Source organism: Parahaliea maris (genome assembly GCF_008064665.1).
GTDB classification, from domain to species: domain Bacteria; phylum Pseudomonadota; class Gammaproteobacteria; order Pseudomonadales; family Halieaceae; genus Parahaliea; species Parahaliea maris.
In genome coordinates, this window is record NZ_VRZA01000006.1 from 214,459 (window position 1) to 232,799 (window position 18,341).

Annotated in this window: 16 protein-coding genes; 13 read left to right on the forward strand and 3 right to left on the reverse strand. The window is 58.8% G+C overall.

All coding sequences use genetic code 11. From position 1 onward, the window contains the following. Positions 1 to 18 precede the first annotated feature (18 nt). Positions 19 to 903, reverse strand: coding sequence for an outer membrane protein assembly factor BamD (locus FV139_RS16680; protein WP_235898691.1), 885 nt, complete (start codon positions 901 to 903; stop codon positions 19 to 21). 135 nt (positions 904 to 1,038) lie between these two features. Between FV139_RS16680 and rluD the strand changes: the two genes are divergently transcribed. From rluD to FV139_RS16725, 9 genes are all read left to right on the forward strand, one after another. Further along, positions 1,039 to 2,022: a 23S rRNA pseudouridine(1911/1915/1917) synthase RluD gene (gene rluD, locus FV139_RS16685; protein WP_148069597.1), complete on the forward strand. Its 984-nt coding sequence runs from the start codon at positions 1,039 to 1,041 to the stop codon at positions 2,020 to 2,022. A 28-nt stretch (positions 2,023 to 2,050) separates the two neighbouring features. After that, on the forward strand, positions 2,051 to 2,755 hold the full coding sequence (gene pgeF / locus FV139_RS16690) for a peptidoglycan editing factor PgeF (RefSeq protein WP_235898692.1): 705 nt from the start codon (positions 2,051 to 2,053) through the stop codon (positions 2,753 to 2,755). A gap of 324 nt (positions 2,756 to 3,079) precedes the next feature. Continuing rightward, positions 3,080 to 5,671 (forward strand): ATP-dependent chaperone ClpB, encoded by a 2,592-nt coding sequence (clpB, locus tag FV139_RS16695; RefSeq protein ID WP_148069599.1) that lies wholly within the window; start codon positions 3,080 to 3,082, stop codon positions 5,669 to 5,671. 160 nt (positions 5,672 to 5,831) lie between these two features. Continuing rightward, a complete protein-coding gene (locus tag FV139_RS16700) occupies positions 5,832 to 6,383 on the forward strand; it encodes a GspH/FimT family pseudopilin (protein WP_148069652.1) in 552 nt (183 codons plus the stop codon). After that, entirely contained in the window at positions 6,380 to 6,958 is a 579-nt protein-coding gene (gene pilV, locus FV139_RS16705) for a type IV pilus modification protein PilV (RefSeq protein ID WP_148069600.1), read from the forward strand. The genes FV139_RS16700 and pilV overlap by 4 nt, the downstream gene beginning before the upstream one ends. Beyond that, entirely contained in the window at positions 6,958 to 7,944 is a 987-nt protein-coding gene (locus FV139_RS16710) for a PilW family protein (protein WP_187276599.1), read from the forward strand. The genes pilV and FV139_RS16710 overlap by 1 nt, the downstream gene beginning before the upstream one ends. A gap of 2 nt (positions 7,945 to 7,946) precedes the next feature. After that, positions 7,947 to 8,474 carry a PilX N-terminal domain-containing pilus assembly protein gene (locus tag FV139_RS16715; RefSeq protein WP_148069602.1) on the forward strand — a complete coding sequence of 176 codons (528 nt, stop codon included), beginning with the start codon at positions 7,947 to 7,949 and terminating at the stop codon, positions 8,472 to 8,474. A gap of 21 nt (positions 8,475 to 8,495) precedes the next feature. Next, complete coding sequence (locus tag FV139_RS16720) at positions 8,496 to 12,065, forward strand: pilus assembly protein (protein ID WP_148069603.1); 3,570 nt, start codon at positions 8,496 to 8,498, stop codon at positions 12,063 to 12,065. Between the two features lie 53 nt (positions 12,066 to 12,118). Then, positions 12,119 to 12,556 carry a type IV pilin protein gene (locus FV139_RS16725; protein WP_148069653.1) on the forward strand — a complete coding sequence of 146 codons (438 nt, stop codon included), beginning with the start codon at positions 12,119 to 12,121 and terminating at the stop codon, positions 12,554 to 12,556. Between the two features lie 60 nt (positions 12,557 to 12,616). Here FV139_RS16725 and FV139_RS16730 read toward each other — a convergent pair whose 3' ends face one another. Then, positions 12,617 to 13,030, reverse strand: coding sequence for a DUF4124 domain-containing protein (locus tag FV139_RS16730; RefSeq protein ID WP_187276600.1), 414 nt, complete (start codon positions 13,028 to 13,030; stop codon positions 12,617 to 12,619). A gap of 611 nt (positions 13,031 to 13,641) precedes the next feature. Between FV139_RS16730 and FV139_RS16735 the strand changes: the two genes are divergently transcribed. The 4 genes from FV139_RS16735 to FV139_RS16750 all read left to right on the forward strand — a co-directional run bounded on the left by FV139_RS16735 (position 13,642) and on the right by FV139_RS16750 (position 16,812). Further along, positions 13,642 to 15,387, forward strand: a complete 1,746-nt coding sequence (locus FV139_RS16735) for an acetolactate synthase 3 large subunit (RefSeq protein WP_148069605.1) — start codon at positions 13,642 to 13,644, stop codon at positions 15,385 to 15,387. 2 nt (positions 15,388 to 15,389) lie between these two features. Next, positions 15,390 to 15,884, forward strand: coding sequence for an acetolactate synthase small subunit (gene ilvN / locus FV139_RS16740; protein ID WP_148069606.1), 495 nt, complete (start codon positions 15,390 to 15,392; stop codon positions 15,882 to 15,884). Positions 15,885 to 15,986: 102 nt separating this feature from the next. Further along, positions 15,987 to 16,349 carry a VOC family protein gene (locus tag FV139_RS16745; protein ID WP_148069607.1) on the forward strand — a complete coding sequence of 121 codons (363 nt, stop codon included), beginning with the start codon at positions 15,987 to 15,989 and terminating at the stop codon, positions 16,347 to 16,349. Positions 16,350 to 16,359: 10 nt separating this feature from the next. After that, entirely contained in the window at positions 16,360 to 16,812 is a 453-nt protein-coding gene (locus tag FV139_RS16750; protein WP_148069608.1) for a hypothetical protein, read from the forward strand. Positions 16,813 to 16,821: 9 nt separating this feature from the next. On the opposite strand, the gene FV139_RS16755 is transcribed toward FV139_RS16750, so the two are convergent. Continuing rightward, positions 16,822 to 18,288 carry a RimK family protein gene (locus FV139_RS16755; protein ID WP_148069609.1) on the reverse strand — a complete coding sequence of 489 codons (1,467 nt, stop codon included), beginning with the start codon at positions 18,286 to 18,288 and terminating at the stop codon, positions 16,822 to 16,824. Positions 18,289 to 18,341: the final 53 nt, after the last annotated feature.

The following is an 18,341-nucleotide window of genomic DNA, read 5'->3' on the forward strand; positions in this document are numbered from 1 at the left end:
GCTCCGGGGGAGGGTTGTTCAGCCCTCGTACTGCTCCCGGCTGTCGAACTGGGGTGGCTCCGGCGGGTCGAACAGGCCGAAGCTGAGCTTGTTGATCCAGGAGCGCTGTACGCCCTCCAGGGTGTAAGAGCTCTCGAACTCGCCGTTCCTGTTGAGGGAGGGGTGCTCCGGATAGTTCAGTGCCAGTACATTGATGGCGTCCTGGGCCAGGTCATTCATGCCCAGCAGGATGTAACCCTGGGCCATTACCGCCAGACCGTCGGCTACTGCCGGGGTGTGCTGGAAATGCTCCACCACGTAGCGGCCGCGGTTCGCCGCTGCCAGGTAGGCACCGCGGCGGAAATAGTAATTGGCGACGTTGATTTCGTGGCGGGCCAGCAGGTTGCGCAGATAGACCATACGCGCCCGGGCGTCGGCGGCATAGGGGCTGTCGGGGTAGCGAGATACCAATTGGGCGAATTCAGCGAAGGCCTCCTTGGCCTGGCTGGTGTCGCGCTTGGTCTCATCGGTGGGCACAAAGCGGGCAAACAGGTCCTGGCCACCGGTGTAGGCCGCCAGGCCCTTCATGTAGTAGGCGTAATCCACATTGGGGTGCTGGGGGTGGAGGCGAATGAAGCGATCCGCCGCTTCCACTGCCGCCTCGTGCTCGTAGGCACCGTAGTGGGCGTAGATGATTTCCAGTTGTGACTGTTCGGCGTACTTGCCGAAGGGGTAGCGAGACTCCAGCAATTGCAGGCTGCGTACCGCCAGGTCGTAGTTGCTGTTGTTGAGGTAGCGCTGGGCTTCCTCGTACATCTGCTGCTCGCCGGCGTCGGCGGCAATATCCGGGCCATCGTTGCCGGAACAGGCCGCCAGGCCTCCGACAATCGCCAGCAGGGCAATGATTTTCAGTGATTTCAACAAGTTGGTGACCGCTCGCGTGTTAGACTGTGACGGAACTGTGGTGGCGTATTTAACCACAGTGGCGCGAGGGCTTAAACAGGCACCGGCAGCCCGTACCCGGCTGCGTGAACCCCTATACAGGAGCAAAGGGAGCATATGGCGGACACTATCCGCGAACAGGCCGATATTCCGGCCGAACTCGATGGCGAAAGGCTCGATGCAGCCGCAGCGCGCCTGTTCCCGGATTACTCCCGTTCCCGGCTCCAGAGCTGGATCAAACGGGGTGATTTGCGACTGGACGGCGCCACTTGTCGCCCCCGCGACAAGGTGCGGGCCGGGGGGAAACTGTCCCTCGAGGCGGAACTGGAGGACGAGGTCAGCTGGAAGCCCCAGGACATCGAGCTCGACATCATCTACGAGGATGACAGCATCCTCGTGTTGAACAAGCCCGCCGGCCTGGTGGTGCATCCCGCGGCAGGTCATGCCGACGGGACCCTGGTCAATGCGCTGCTGAACCATGCGCCGGCCATGGCGCAGCTCCCCCGCGGCGGTATCGTCCACCGCCTGGACATGGAAACCTCCGGCATCATGGTGGCCGCCAAGACCCTGCAGGCCCACCACGACCTGGTGGACCAGCTGCAGGAGCGCACCGTCAAGCGGCAGTACTGCGCCGTGTGCATCGGCGCGATGACCGGCGGCGGCACCATCGATGCTCCCATGGGGCGCCACCCCCGCTCCCGCAAAAAAATGGCCGTGGTGGCTTTTGGCGGCAAACCCGCCATCACCCACTACCGGGTTACCCAGCGTTTTGGCCACCACACCCGCATTGCCGTCAGCCTCGAGACCGGCCGCACCCACCAGATTCGTGTGCACATGGCTCACCGCAAGTACCCGCTGATTGGCGACCCTGTCTACGGCGGCCGCCCGCGGATTCCCAAGGGCGCATCCGAGCGCCTGATTACCGCCCTGCGCGGCTTCCCCCGCCAGGCCCTGCATGCCGAGGCGCTCGGCCTGGAGCACCCGGAAACGGGTGAACCCATGCATTTCGAGTGCCCCTTACCAGACGATATCAACGAACTGCTGACTATCCTGGCCGAAGAAGACCCCGTTGGCACCGCCCGTGACGCTCCGGGTTATTGAGGCCGGCTGGCCCGCTCCGGCCAATGTCGTGGCTTTCACCACAACCCGTCGGGGCGGTCATTCCAGGGGTCCTTATGCCAGCTTCAATCTCGGGCATCACGTCGGCGATCAGCCTGACGCCGTGTCGGCAAACCGCCTTCAACTGCAGCAACAGCTGCCTGCAGGATGTGAGGTCCAGTGGCTGAACCAGGTTCACGGTACCGAAGTTACCGCCGCCACTGGCCACGGCTTGCCCGAAGCCGACGCCAGCGTTGCCGCCGAGCCGGGGGTTGCCAGTGCGGTACTGACCGCGGACTGTCTTCCCGTCCTCTTCTGCGATCGCTCAGGTACCTGCGTCGCCGCCGCCCATGCCGGCTGGCGGGGCCTGCAGGCAGGCGTCCTGGAGGCCACCGTGGCAGCCCTGCCCGCAGCGGCGGATGACTTGCTTGCCTGGATGGGGCCCGCCATCGGGCCGTCCGCTTTTGAGGTGGGGCCGGAGGTGCGCGAAGCCTTTCTGGCGGTACTGGCCGACCGCAGTTCCCCCGCAGCCCTTACTACGTGCTTCCGACCCTCATCGAAAGCGGGTCATTACCTCGCCGACCTCTACGCCCTGGCTCGTCTACACTTGAAATCCGTGGGTGTGAGCGCCATTTATGGGGGAGAGCATTGTACTTTTACCGAGGCTGAGGATTTCTTCTCCTATCGCCGGGATGGCGAGACGGGGAGGATGGCATCGGTGATTGCGCTCTTGTAAGTTCTATCGGAGCCGCAATCTTTGTTATTGAAGTACTTTGCGTAGTGCTTTGGCTAGGGTTGAAAGCGTACTGTCCATAAGGGCGTGTAGCGACCCTATGAGGCATGGATGCCGATTAGGAGCGTACAGGGATGTACTTGCAGCGAGTCGCGGAATGCCCTTATGGGCAGTTCGCTGCCGCAGACTGTGAATTGTGCTCTTCGCTTTACTGTGTACCGACAATAATAACCACACTTGAATTAAGGTTATTCGCCCCCATATCTCACCCAACGTTTTAGCAACCAGCCGCACCCGTATTGCGGCGGTTCCAAGGAGAACACCGGAATGAGAATGGACAAACTGACCAACCAGCTGCAAAGCGCCCTGGCCGACGCCCAGTCCCTCGCGCTGGGTAAAGACCACAACTTTATCGAACCCATCCACCTGCTGGCGGCCCTGCTGCAGCAGCAAGGCGGCTCCGCTCGCCCCCTGCTGCAAAAAGCCGGCGCCAACCTGCCCGGCCTGGCGAACAAAGTGAGCACCGCCCTGGACACCCTGCCGACCGTCAGCGGCAGCGGCGGCGACGTCCATGTCTCCAACGACCTGGGCAAAGTGCTCAATATGGCCGACAAACAGGCCCAGAAAAACGGCGACGCCTACATCTCCAGCGAACTGGTGCTGCTGGCCCTGTTGGACAGCAAAAACTCCGCCGCCGACGCCCTCAAATCCAGCGGCGTGACCGAACCTACCCTGAAATCTGCCATTGATGAAGTACGCGGCGGCGAGTCCGTAAACAGCCCTGAAGCAGAAGAATCCCGCCAGGCGCTGGACAAGTACACCATCGACCTCACCGAGCGTGCCGAACAGGGCAAGCTGGACCCGGTCATTGGCCGTGACGACGAGATTCGCAGAGCCATCCAGGTGTTGCAGCGTCGCACCAAGAACAACCCGGTCCTGATCGGTGAGCCCGGCGTGGGCAAGACCGCCATCATCGAGGGCCTGGCCCAGCGCGTGGTTAACGGCGAAGTACCCGAGAGTCTGAAGGACAAGCGCATCCTGTCCCTGGACCTGGGCGCCCTGCTGGCCGGCGCCAAATTCCGCGGTGATTTCGAGGAGCGCCTGAAGGCGGTGCTCAACGAACTTTCCAAGCAGGAAGGTCGTATCATCCTGTTCATCGACGAACTGCACACCATGGTCGGCGCCGGCAAGGCCGAGGGCTCCATGGATGCGGGCAATATGCTCAAGCCGGCTCTCGCCCGCGGTGAGTTGCACTGTGTCGGCGCCACCACTCTGGACGAGTACCGCCAGTACATCGAGAAAGACGCCGCCCTGGAGCGCCGCTTCCAGAAGGTGCTGGTCGACGAGCCCAACGAAGAGGACACCATCGCCATCCTGCGTGGCCTGAAAGAGCGCTACGAGGTGCACCACGGTGTCGATATTACAGACGGTGCGATCATCGCTGCGGCCAAGCTGTCCCAGCGCTATATCACCGACCGCCAGCTGCCCGACAAGGCCATTGACCTGGTGGACGAGGCCGCCAGCCGCATCCGTATGGAAATCGATTCCAAGCCTGAGTCCATGGACAAGCTCGAACGTCGCCTGATCCAGCTCAAAATCGAGCGCGAGGCGGTGAAAAAGGACAAGGATCCGGCCTCCCAGAAGCAGCTCGACCAGCTCAATGGCGAGATCGAGAAAGTGGAGCGCGAGTACTCGGACCTGGAGGAAATCTGGAAGGCGGAAAAAGCCTCCCTGCAGGGTGCAGCGCATATCAAGAGCGAACTGGAGCAGGTCAAGCTGGACATGGAGACCGCGCGCCGTGCGGGTGACCTGACCCGCATGTCCGAACTGCAGTACGGCCGCATTCCCGAGCTGGAGAAACAACTCGCCGCCGCCCAGGAAGCTGAAGGCGCAGGCAGCGAACACACCCTGCTGCGCAACAAGGTCACCGACGAAGAGGTGGCGGAGGTCGTGTCCCGCTGGACCGGTATCCCCGTCGCCAAAATGCTGGAGGGTGACCGCGAAAAACTGCTGCGGATGGAAGATGCCCTGCACCACAGGGTGGTGGGTCAGGATGAGGCCGTCGTGGCCGTATCCAACGCCGTGCGCCGCTCGCGGGCGGGGCTTTCGGACCCCAACCGTCCCAACGGCTCCTTCCTGTTCCTCGGCCCGACCGGTGTAGGCAAGACCGAACTGTGCAAGGCCCTGGCCGAGTTCCTGTTTGATTCCGAGCAGGCCATGGTGCGGGTGGACATGTCCGAGTTTATGGAGAAGCACTCCGTAGCGCGCCTGATCGGTGCGCCCCCCGGCTACGTGGGATACGAGGAAGGCGGCTACCTGACCGAAGCCGTCCGCCGCCGGCCCTATTCACTGTTGTTGCTGGATGAAGTGGAGAAAGCCCACCCGGACGTGTTCAACATCCTGCTGCAGGTGCTGGAAGACGGCCGCCTGACCGACGGCCAGGGCCGCACAGTGGATTTCCGCAACACGGTGGTGGTGATGACCTCCAACCTCGGCTCCGACCTGATCCAGGAAATGGCTGGTGAGGAGAACTACGACCGTATGAAAGCCGCGGTCATGGGCGTGGTCGGCCAGCACTTTCGGCCAGAGTTCATCAACCGGATCGACGAGACGGTGGTGTTCCACCCCCTCGCCCAGAGCCAGATCCGCGGCATCGCCGAGATCCAGCTCGAAGGACTGCGCAAGCGCCTGAAAGAGCGGGAGCTGGGGCTGGAAATCTCAGAGGCCTTCATGGACCACCTCTGCGAGGCCGGCTTTGACCCGGTTTACGGTGCCCGGCCGCTGAAGCGGGCAATCCAGCAGGAGCTGGAGAATCCGTTGGCGCAGCGGATTCTGGCGGGGGAGTTTGAGCCGGGCGCGGCAGTCCTGGTAAATCTGGATGCCGATGGCAGGGTCGACTTTTCCTCAATCACTGGCTGAGTTAGTTTCAGCTCGAGCCCCCGGTTGTGAACAAATTCACAGTCTGGGGGTTTTCTGTGCCATTTATCTCCTGATCGCTGCCGCCTGTCAGTTACCACTCGTATTTGCGCGGGGCCTGTTTACAGTAATTCACTGGGGAATTTGGTAACAGGATTGTTATATGCGGCGCAGAGAACAAAAGAGAGCGCTATCACTCCGCGAGGCGGGATTTACGCTGACGGAGCTCATGATTGTGCTCGTCATCTTTGCCATTCTCGTTGCGATAGCCGGTCCGTCCTTTTATAACACCATCAAGGAAAATGAATCCCGCACGCAGATCAACAGATTGATGAGCGCCCTCAATCTGGCGCGCAGCAATTCAGTGAAAACCAGTTTGCCGGCGGTGGTCTGTGCCAGTAGCGATGGTGCAACTTGCACCGGTGTCACCGATCTTGCCAGTGGCTGGCTCGTATTCGAGGACCGGAATTCAAATGGTGCACTGAATACTGACGAGCTGTTGCGAGTATTTGAGGGCTTGCCGGCGGGATACGTAGTCAAAAATAACTTCGCCAATGTGACATATTATCCCGATGGTTCCGCAAGTGCTGCGAGCGCCCAGACGGTACTGCTTTGCCCACCTGACCTTGATGATGCCAAGGCTTGGCGAGTCGTACTCTTTTCATCGGGACGGCCATCGATGTCTCGGCCAGCCAGTGGGGACTGCAGTGCATGAATACTCCCATTAATCGCTCTTCGAAGAATTCAGCAGCCGGGTTTACCCTGGTTGAGCTCGCGGTTGCTGTGCTGATACTGGCCATCGGTGCGCTTGGGCTCGCGGGGCTGCAAATATCTGCCAAACGAGCGGGATTCGAAGCCGTTCAACGCACTCAGGCTGCGGCACTGGCCACGGATCTTTTTGAGCGAATGAGGGTAAACCCCTCTGACCTTACGCTGTACCAGACCGCCGGCGTGGGTGCGGCTACCGGTTCTTCACTTTCTACTCCGGCGAAAAATTGTGTTTCTAGTACCTGTGTCGCCAGTGAATTGGCTACTCAGGACATGTGGCAATGGGAACAGGCAATTGATGGAGCCAACGCCACTCGTTCCGGCGTGAATACCGGGGGACTGTTAAACGCCATCGGCTGCGTGACTGTCACAGGCCGTCGGGTGACGATCGAGATTGCGTGGCAGGGCGCTGAATTGCTTTCGGACCCTAATAGCGGGTCTGGATGTGGTACGGGCCTGTATGGTACCGACGATGCAGATCGGCAGATTCTACAAATGACCAGCATGATAGGAACGATCTGATGACCTTTGGTTTTGAAGTTGAATCCTGCATGTGCAGGCAACGTGGTCTTTCCATTATCGAATTGATGGTGGCGCTGGTGATTGGCGTCATTATTACCTTTGGTGCAACTACTCTTTTTTTGCAGAGTAAGCGCAGCTACCTGCAAGATGAAGAGGTCGCACGCGTTCAGGAGAATGGCCGTTATGTACTTCGGCTGTTGAATCGGGAGTTGAGCATGTCTGGTTTTTATGGGCGTGTGTTACGTGGTGACCTGGTGACTTCAGCGCCTTCGGGAACCGACTGTTTTAACTATCTTGTTGACACTGACCTTCCTTTCGAACATCACAACAATGTCTCAGCAAATGGAGTGGGTGCTCCCAATGACCCGAATATGCCGGCCGGCTGCCTGGTAGCTGGAGAACACGAAGCTGGTACAGACATGCTTGTGGTTCGACGCTCTACTGATCGTCCAAACTATGAAAAAGGTACTACCCTGGAGGCGCTCGATCCGAATGCGGTTTATCTCAGAATCGTGGATGACAACGTAGCCATCACGCTGGAGCGAGGGGGCGGTGCGACAGGGTCCACGATCGATATATGGGAATACAGCCCCAATATCCTCTTTATTCGTGACCATGCCATTACTTCAGGCGACGGAATTCCTGCGTTATGCCGGCGCAGGATATCTACGGGTGGTAATGATGTGTCAGCTGTGGAATGTCTGGCGGAAGGTGTTGAGAACTTGCAGGTGGAGTTTGGTGTCGATCTCGATGGCGACCTACAGGTGGACCAGTATCTTGATGCACCTACTTCTGTACAGATGGGTGCGGCGATGGCGGCCAAGGTGTACATACTGGTAAGAAGCGGCAATGAAATTCCGGGATATACAGATGACAAGGTCTATACGCTGGGCCAGACCGTGGTGCCGGCACACAACGATGGTTTCTACCGGAAGGTAATGCAAACCACAGTACTTCTCAGAAATTCAGAGGCATTCAAGTTTTAGCGATGAACAGTTCCATTAACGAAAGAAAGATGACAGTGCATTCACAGCGTGGCGCGGTGTTACTGATTTCTATGCTGATCCTTCTGCTGCTGGCCATCATAGCCACCACTGTCTCCGAAACCAATTTGATGCAATTGCAGATGGCGGGTAATGACGAAGCGAAGTCTGAAGCGACACAGCAGTCACTCGCGATTGTCGAGTCGATCTTGTCCGACCAGAGTAATATTCCGGTGGTCGGGGATATCGGTTTCAAGATATGTGCTTCAGGTGGGTCGGGGTGCGACTTGCACGTGATGGACGTTGATTCGGCACTGATACCGGCTACGGGTACCACGGACTATTACGCGGTGCGCGTGGGGCCGCTTGAAACTACCATTCCAGCAATGGATGAATCTATGGCCAGCAGTGGTGCCTCCTATAAGGCTGCGAAATTTGATATCTACGCATCCTATGATGGCACAGCGAACAAACAGGGATACACGAAAGTCGTGCAAGGTGTGCTGGTCAAACTAGCTGCGTCGGCGCAGTAGGTCGAGGCCCAGGAGAGAATCATGGATATGCAATTAGCAAGTAAATGGTGTCGGGCCCTGTTGCTGGGCTGGTTGGTGTCGACGCCTGTCTGGGCGGATGATACCGATATCTACTTGAATAACAGTGCGCTGGATACCGGTATTACCCGGATCATGTTGACTCTGGATTTCAGGTCCAATGTCGGAAGTACTATCTGTAATGACGCGAGCTCAGCGGCTTGTGAAACCATTATGGGGTCCCGGCTCTATCCAGAGATGGACCTGTATGGTCTTGATGGAGAGCGTGGCGCTGACGGTTATCCCGATCAGGATCAGCTTGATCCGCTAAGTCTTGGTAATACGATCGCAGATACTTACTGGGGAGGTACCAAAACCAATCTTTACGATGTGTTGCGGACCGTGCTTCGTGTAGTTCTGAATGATGTTTCCCAACAGGCAGCCTCCAATGCAAGCATCGAAGGTGTTGAAGTGGGGGTGATGGTGGCGCACGAAGGCACTTGCAAGGGAGCTGGCCCTGGCCAGATTCCCAACCTGAAAGCGAGTAAGCCCAAGGGGTGTAGCCAAGGTGCCTATGTTTTGAAGGGCTTTACCGATATTTCAGACCCGTTAACATCTGCCGCCAATCTAGAAGATCTGTTTGTCAAAATTGCCGCCATTCCAGAGCCAGGCATCCAGGCATCGTGGATGAAAAGTGCCTGGAATGGACACTCATTCAAGATTCGCGACATCTACTTCGAGTTTTTCCGTTATGTAACAGGTGGCGCAGTATTCAATGGTTTCCTGGGTTATGACGACTACAACAGTCAGGAAAATCTGGGAAATCTCTACGAAACCGACAACGACGTCGTATTCGATCTTCTTCTGGGACTGGGTGATCAGGCGCTTCTCTCACCCGATGTGTCAATCATGAATAGCTATAACCTCGGCCTGTCATTGATGGCAGACGATACCGACAATATCAGTTCTGCAACGTACGAAAGCCCCCTGGATCCCAATGATGCATGTTCCGGCCTGTACATGATCAATTCGTTGTTCGGGACAACGGGTAACTCTCACGGTGATACCGATACTGCCATTGGTGGTACAGCCGGCTCCGGTGGCCTTGGTCTTTCTCTCTCCGGTGGGCAGGATGCCAAGGATGCCCAGTTAGTTGGTAATATGTACAACGTGGATCTCGGGTCATCCACCTACGGTGCCCCGGATGTGCCAGGTGTGCAGAACCTGACGAGCTATGTAATCAGCGACAAGGTACGGACCAATACCAACGCGATTGCTGCGGCCGGTGGCACAGGCCAGGCGTATCCCCTTAGCGACCCTCAGGCGGCTCTGGACACCCTGAGTGCTATCTTTAATGAGATTCTGAGTGTCAGTACCACCTTCGTAGCTGCGTCGGTACCAACCAACGTGTTCAACCGGGCGGAGGTGGTCGATAATCTCTACTTCGCCCTGTTCCAGGCAGAGTCGGAAGTGCGCTGGAACGGCAATGTCAAGAAGCTGAAAATCGCAGACCTCGAAGTGACTGATCCCAATGGGGTGATTACTACCGAGCAGATTATCGCCCAGGCGCCATTGACCGACCCGCCCAAGCGGGCAATTTCCAATGTGGACGGCAGAATTCTCACGGATGCTCTCACCTTCTGGACCGATACCACGGGCGCTGATGTTATAGCGGCAGACCCCAACGCGGGTGAGGTCAGTGGTAAGGACGGGCGCACCATCACCCGTGGCGGTGCCGGTCAGCAGATACCTGGTTTCCTGCCGTCTTCTACGCTCGGAGCAGATAATTTTGTGACGGGGGCCCGTCAGGTGTTCACCGAGGATCCGTCGTCAGCAAATGATCTGTTAGACCTCGATGGCTCAATCTCTGACGCAGACCTGACAGCCCTGCGTCCCTACCTGGATCCTAACGATGCAATTACGGATGGTGACCCCGAGCGGGAGCTCATCAAGTGGATTAGAGGTATTGATGCCTATGATGAGGATGGGGATACGGTATACACCGACGTCCGCCCCTGGCTGATGATGGACCCAATGCACTCCCGGCCGCTGGTGATCAATTACGGCGCGCGGGAGGGGACCTCATATACAGCGAACAATCCGGATATCCGCCTGTTCTTTGGAACCAACGATGGCATTTTCCACGGCATCAAGAATACGGAGACCAACGGCAACGAGTCGGGCAAGGAAACTTTCGCCTTCATTCCACTCGAACTGCTGCACTGGCAGAAAACCCTGGCGGCCAATTTTGCCCAGATTGCCGAGCCACACCCCTACGGGATGGATGGTATTGCAGTCTCTTATGTCTATGACGATGACCGCGACGGTAATATCGAACCGACAGACGGAGACTATGTCTGGGTATTCATCGGCCAGCGGCGTGGCGGTGACGGCCTATACGCCTTCGACCTGACAGATCCAGATGACCCTGAACTCATGTGGAAAGTTACCAGCGGAACTTCCGGGTTCGAGCAGTTGGCGCTCACCTTCTCCACACCTCAGGCAGTGACTCTGGACCTGGGGGTTGCGGGTGGAACGCCCGCGCTGATCTTCGCCGGCGGTTATAATGGCGGGTGGTCCGGTAATTCGCGCGTTGGCAAGGATGCCGGCGACGCTAATGACACTATTGGTAACGCGATTTACGTGGTGAATGCCGAGACAGGTGCTCTGATATGGAAAGCTGTGGGTCCGGATGGCGGAGCAGCGCCGACCAACTCGGACAGCCTGTTCTACCAGGCCCTGATGACCGATAGCATCCCGTCCAACATCACCGTGGTCGATACGGACTCCAATAACGTAGTTGACCGAGCCTACGTTGGCGATAGCGGTGGTAACGTCTGGCGAGTGGAGTTGACTGAGGCGGCCTATATTGCTTCGGGCTCAACCGTAACGGATGAAACTAACTGGTATGTCACCAAACTGGCATCATTCGGTGGCGCAGGTGCCAGCGATCTGCGCTTCTTCCATGGTCCGGATTACGTCAGAACGACCACCTACGACGGCGTTATCCTTACCTCGGGGGACCGCGCTGACCCGCGTGAGACCACGGTGAATAACTATGCGTTCGCCATCAAGGACACCTTCCAGACAACCAACAGCAATGCGGCAGCCATCAAGGCCAGAACTCCCCTTGTCATCGGAGATCTGACTGATATCACGGACCTCTGTATAACCGGAGCAGAGGCCGCTTGCACCAGTGCCGACCTTTCAAACGGGTGGAAACTGGAGCTTGAAGCTTCCGGAGAGAAGGGCCTTTCTCAGCCGCTGACGACCAATGGTGTGGTGCTCTTCACCACCTACGTGCCAAACGACGGTTCGGCCGGTCAGCAGTGTACGCCGTCTGAGGGTACCGGGCGGGTGTACGTGGTCAATCTCAGCGACGGCTCCGTTGTCTTTGACCTGTCCGCGGGAGGTACGACGACCAAGGTGGATCGTTACTCCGAAGTGGGTCCTGGTATTCCGGGCGATGTGATCCCCTACGAAGACCAGGTGCTGATTCCCGGGAAGGGGATCGGCGGCAAGCAGATATTCAATATTCCCGGGCGGGACCTGTGGCGTATTTACTGGCGCGAGGAAGATGTAGACCAGCTATAGCTTAGCTGGTCTACATCTGTTGTTTATCACAAGAACGAATAAGGGGACATAGGATGCGCCGGGTCGAGAGTGGATTCACCTTGATTGAAATGATGATTGTGGTTGTGATCGTCAGTATTCTGATGCTGGTGGCATTGCCGGCCTACCAGGATTCGGTGATCCGGGCAAAGCGATCCGCCGCCCGGACAGCGCTTTCCGAAATCATGTCTCGTCAGGAGCAGTTCTTCATCAACAACAAGAGCTACGCAACGACTCTTGCGGAACTTGGCTTACCGGCAAGCTACTTTGTCAACGAGAACGCCGAGACCGCCACCTCAACTGCTGACAGGGTTTACCAGATAGCGCTTGTACTCGATTCTGGCGTATTCGATGCAGCTACTGCCACACCTCAGAACACGCAGACCAAGGATACCCGGTGTGCGACTTACACCCTCAACGTAACCGGCGCCAAGTCAAACTCGGGTGGTGGCAGTGTGACCGAATGTTGGTAGGTGGCAATGGGGGCGCCGGTGGCCCGGTGTCCACGCAACTGACCCGAACCAGGGAGAGTTTCAGTTGCAGTGCAGGCGGATCTGCTTCAGGGCGAGTTCCCGCTGAGCCGCTTTTTCGTCCTCCGACAGGATTTTGTCATTCCCCTGATCATCCTTCATATGCACCTCCTCGAAGGACTCCACAGCGGTCAGATTCTCTCGTGCCCGATCGCAGACTTCCGGGTTCTTCTTGATCTGGTCTTCGATCTTGATCGGGGCTGCTTCAAAGCTATTGCTCACCGAAGGCTCTAGCGTGGCGGGCACCACCCCCTCTTCAGCGGAAACTACTCGCTTGAACTTGCCCCCGGTTCGCAGCACCTCATAGTCAACGCCCTTGGGAGGTGGCCGGTCACTGTGCACGGGGTTTCCCCTGTCGTCCAGCCAGCGATAATAGGTTGTCTCGGCGCCGGTCGTCGCAGTGCTGAGGGAAATCAAAAAGATTGAAGTTACCCACGTGCTACACCGCTGTACGGATTTAATTCTCATCCCTAGTGCCTTGATTAGCCTATGTATTTTCTAAAGTAGCGCACTCGTCAGGCCTGTGCAATGCAATGACTGGGGTGAATATGGGGGAATCCTCAATTTGTCAGGTTGACATTTTTCAGCGCCGGACCAACAATACTGCCCTGTCTCACAGCTGGTAACGGCTAACGCTGAGTACCCTCAGCCCCTGGCCCACTGCCGCGATGCGATGATTCGCGCTGCAGCTGCCTGTGAGTCCCGTTATCCAGTACGGCCGCATGGGCTGTGCTGGGGGCCAGACACTGCGCTACCCCGCAGGGCGACCGATACACGGGTTCGTGATCGCTTTTCACGCTGAACACAGTGAAAAGAGCCTTCGAGGATAGCCACCCACGGTGGTTGCCGGGGGTGGGGTTGCGAACCTCCCGCATGTATCTCGCCCGCACATGGGAGTGGCGTAGCCAGCCAGGTACCGGTCCAGGTACTTCTTCAGGCTTCTCCACACATTGCGATGAAACGGCTACCGGCGAGGGTAACGCGTCGGGGCGTTTTGATTGGGCCTCAACAGCCCTGGGAGAAAAATCGTGGAGATGTTGTCCGGCGGTGAAATGATCGCCCGCGCCCTGGAAGACGAGGGAGTCGAGTTTATTTTCGGCTACCCCGGCGGCGCGGTTCTACATATTTATGACGCCTTGTTCAAGGCGAGCAAAGTCCCCCATGTGCTGGTGCGGCACGAGCAGGCGGCAACCCATGCCGCCGACGGCTACGCCCGCGCCACAGGCAAGCCCGGTGTGGTGCTGGTGACCTCGGGTCCCGGTGCCACCAATGCGGTGACCGGTATTGCCACCGCCTACATGGACTCCATTCCCATGGTCGTGCTGTCAGGCCAGGTCCAGAGCCACCTGATCGGTGAGGACGCCTTCCAGGAGTGCGACATGGTGGGTATCTCCCGCCCGATCGTGAAGCACAGCTTCATGGTGCGCAAGCCGGAAGATATCCCGGCCATGATCAAGAAGGCTTTCCACATTGCCACTACCGGCCGCCCCGGCCCGGTAGTCATCGACATTCCCAAGGACGCCACCCGCCCGGATGCCAAGTTCGAGTATCACTATCCGGAAGCGGTGAAGATGCGCTCCTACTCGCCCGCCCAGCGCGGACACACCGGTCAGATCAAGAAAGCCGCGCGAATGCTGCTGTCCGCCAAGCGCCCGGTAATCTACTCCGGTGGCGGTGTGGTGCAGGGTGAGGCCAGCGGCCTGCTGACCGAGTTGGCACAGAGCCTGAATTATCCGGTGACCAATACCCTCATGGGCCTGGGCGCGTATCCCGGTACCGACCGCCAGTTCCTCGGTATGCTCGGCATGCACGGTCTCTACGAGGCCAATATGGCCATGCATAACGCGGACGTGATCCTGGCGGTGGGCGCTCGCTTCGACGACCGCGTGACCAATACCGTCAGCAAGTTCTGCCCGGGAGCCAAGGTCATCCACATCGATATCGACCCCACCTCCATCTCCAAGACGGTACAGGCCGATATCCCTATTGTTGGCCCTGTGCACTCGGTACTGTCGGATCTGATGGAGCAGGTCTCCCAGATGCGCAAGAAGGACGCGGACCTGCCGGATCAACCGGCGCTGGAGCGCTGGTGGCAGCAGATCGACGAGTGGCGGGGCAAGCACGGCCTGTGGACCGGCCGTCGTTATGGCGAGAATGAGCACATCAAGCCGCAACAGGTTATCGAGAGCCTGTATCGCGCCACCGGCGGCAATGCCTTCGTCACCTCCGACGTGGGCCAGCACCAGATGTTCGCCGCCCAGTACTACCGCTTCAACCACCCGCGCCGCTGGATCAACTCCGGGGGCCTCGGGACCATGGGCTTCGGGCTGCCGGCGGCCATGGGCGTGAAGCTGGCCTTTCCCGATGCGGATGTCGCCTGTGTGACCGGCGAGGGCAGTATCCAGATGAACATCCAGGAGCTGTCGACCTGCACCCAGTACAACACGCCGGTGAAAATCATCAACCTGCGCAACAACTACCTGGGCATGGTCAAGCAGTGGCAGGACATGCAGTACGAGGGGCGTTACGCCATGAGTACCTATGAGGACTCACTACCGGATTTCGTCAAGTTGATGGAAGCCTACGGTCACGTGGGCATGCAGGTGCGCAGCCTGGACGAGCTGGACGCGAAGATGGAAGAGGCCTTCGCCATGAAGGACAAAGTGGTCTTCCTCGATATCTTCATTGACCCGATGGAGCACGTGTACCCCATGCACGTGGCCCCCAACGGTTCCATGAAAGATATGTGGTTGAGCAAGAACGAGAGGACCTGACAATGCGACGCATAATCTCCATCCTGCTGGAAAACGAGCCCGGCGCGTTGTCGCGGGTTGTCGGCCTGTTCTCCCAGCGCGGGTACAACATCGAAACCCTGAACGTGGCCCCTACCGAGGATGCCACCCTCTCGCGGCTCACGCTCACCACCGTCGGCGATGACAAGACCATCGAGCAGATCACCAAGCAGCTCAACAAGCTGGTGGACGTGGTCAAGCTGGTTGACCTCACCGAGGGCGCTCACATCGAGCGTGACATGATGCTCATCAAGGTGCGTGCCAGCGGCGGCGCCCAGCGTGACGAAGTGAAGCGCACGACGGATATCTTCCGTGGCCAGATCGTGGATGTGGGACCCAACGTCTACACCATCCAGCTGACCGGCACCGGTGAAAAACTCGACTCCTTTGTCGCCGCCATGGCGGAGGCCGAGATCCTCGAGGTCGTGCGTTCCGGGGTGGCGGGTATTTCCCGCGGCGAAAAGGTATTGCGGCTCTGATGCTTGTAGACCGGTGGCCCGTGCCGGTCCTTCTCACCACCCGCCGGTAAAGTTGCTATCCTGAGGGGCAGGCTTTGAGTCATTGCCCACTCAGGAGGCAGCATGGAAAAAGTGACCGGCATCGGCGGGGTGTTCTTCCGCGCCCGGGACCCCTCGGGCCTGGCCCGCTGGTACGAGGAGCACCTAGGGATCAACCCGGTGCCTTCAGACTATGAGACGCAACCCTGGAGCCAGCAGGCGGGCCCCACGGTGTTCGCGCCCTTCCAGCAGGACACCGACTACTTCGGCCGGCCCGAGCAGGGCTGGATGATCAATTTTCGGGTCAATGATCTCGAGCACATGGTCGCCCAACTGACGTCCGCCGGCATCGAGGTCACCGTGGACGAGGAGGTGTATCCCAACGGTCGTTTCGCCCGCCTGTATGACCCCGAGGGGAATCCGATCGAGCTCTGGCAACCGGCTTGAGCTGCCTGTCATGGAGTGGATTGAAACTGCCCGGCAGCTCTTCCGCAGCCCCAAACCCACCCACTTCACCAACTACCGCCACTGCGAGGAATGCGCCGAGCACGACCAGGCGCTGCTCGACGCCTCGATCGACACCATCTCCCTCGCAGAGCTGGGCAGCCCGGGCTGGGACCCTATCTGCTTCGCAACGCCAGAAGGCGTCAAGTACTACATGCCGGCGCTGGTACGGCTGAGTCTGGAGAGTGTTGATGGAGACTTCTACTTTGGCCAGTTGCTGTTCCACCTCGAACTGGATGGACCCAACAACGCCCTGTATCTGGCCTGCACGCCGGAGCAACGCGCGTTTGTCGCTGCGTTTGTCGACCATATGATCCTCAACTACAGCGAGCAGCTCGAGCAGGCCTATTCGGTCGATGAGGCCTTCCGGACGCAGGCGATCTGGTCCGGGCCTGTCCCTCAGTGACCCTGCCTCTCAGTGACCCCGTTTGGCCTCCATCCGCTTCAACAGCGTGCTGAGAATCATCTTGTACAGCTCGTCGCCGAGGTAGCGATCCTCCACGCCGCTGTCGATGCTCGGGTTGTCGTTGACCTCGATGACAAATCCCTTGCCCTGGCTTTCCTTCACGTCCACTCCGTAAAAGCCGTCGCCAATGTGCCGGGTGGCCCGCACGGCGGCGTCGAGCACCGCGGGGGGGACTTCAAAAGTGGGCAGGGTGTCGAAGTCGCCTGAGTCCGTGCTGCTGCCGTGGCGGTAGATCTGCCAGTGGTTTTTCACCATGTAGTAGCGGCAGGCGTACAGGGGCTTGCGGTCCAGGATGCCGATGCGCCAGTCGAAGTCGGTATAGAGGAACTCCTGGGCCAGCAGCAGGGTGGAACGCTGGAAAAGGCGTTTGCAGATCTCGCCGAGCTGCTCCCGGTCGGCGGCCTTTTCCACCCCGAGGGAGAAAGCCCCGTCGGGGATCTTGACTACGATGGGGTAGCCCAACTGGTCGCCCAGGGCATCAAGCTGGCCTGGCTGGTCCTTGTACAGCACCACGGTTTTCGGTGAAGGCACCTTGTGGGTGCGGAACAGGTCCGCCAGGTAGATCTTGTTGGTACAGCGCAGGATCGAGTTGCTGTCATCGATCACCACCAGGCCCTCGCTTTCCGCCTTCTTGGCAAAGCGGTAGGTGTAGTGGTCGATGTTGGTGGTGGTGCGGATGAACAGCCCGTCGTATTCCGGCAGGCGCAGGTAGTCCCGCTGGGTGATCAGGTCGACGTCGATCCCCAGTTCCTTGCCAACTTTCACGAACCGTTTAAGCGCCTTGGCATCAGAGGGGGGCAGCTCTTCCGCCGGGTCCACCAGCACGGCCAGGTCGTAACGGGCTGCCTTCTGCTCCCGCTGCTTGCGCCATACCTTGCGGCTGAACTCATCCAGGGCCTTGGCGAAGTCGTTCTCCTGTTCGTCGCTCAGGCCGTGGGGCGAACGGGGCTTGAGGCTGGCAATGTCCCACTGCTTCCTGAAGCGCAGGGTAATCTCCAGGATGGGGCAGGGGAAGTGCTCGAACAGCCTCTGGGTCAGCTCGTCGTAACGACTGTCACCGCTGCGACCGAAATAGGAGAGCAGCGGAATGTCCTGGCTGGTGTCGGTACCCTTGAGCAGCTTGCTGAGGCTGGTGCTCAGGTCCTCCAGGTGAATACGGTACAGGGAGCGCTTGCTCAGGTCGTTCAGAGTGCGCACCGACGGTATCACCTTGTGACCCCGGGCCTCTGCCAGCAGCGAGCAGTAGTAACCCTGGCTCAGGTAGCCAAAGCTGCGACTGAGGTTGATGACCCGGGTGCGACTCTGGCCGGCCGGATACTGGCCGTTCATGTAGTCGCTAAAGGTGATAACCTGATCGCTGGGGTAGTAGGGTGCCCAGTCGCTGCGCTTGTCGATGACTATCAGAGTTTGTGACATGGCTAAAAGATCTAACGGGCCCGCGGAGTGCGGGCCGACGGGCGGAGTATTGG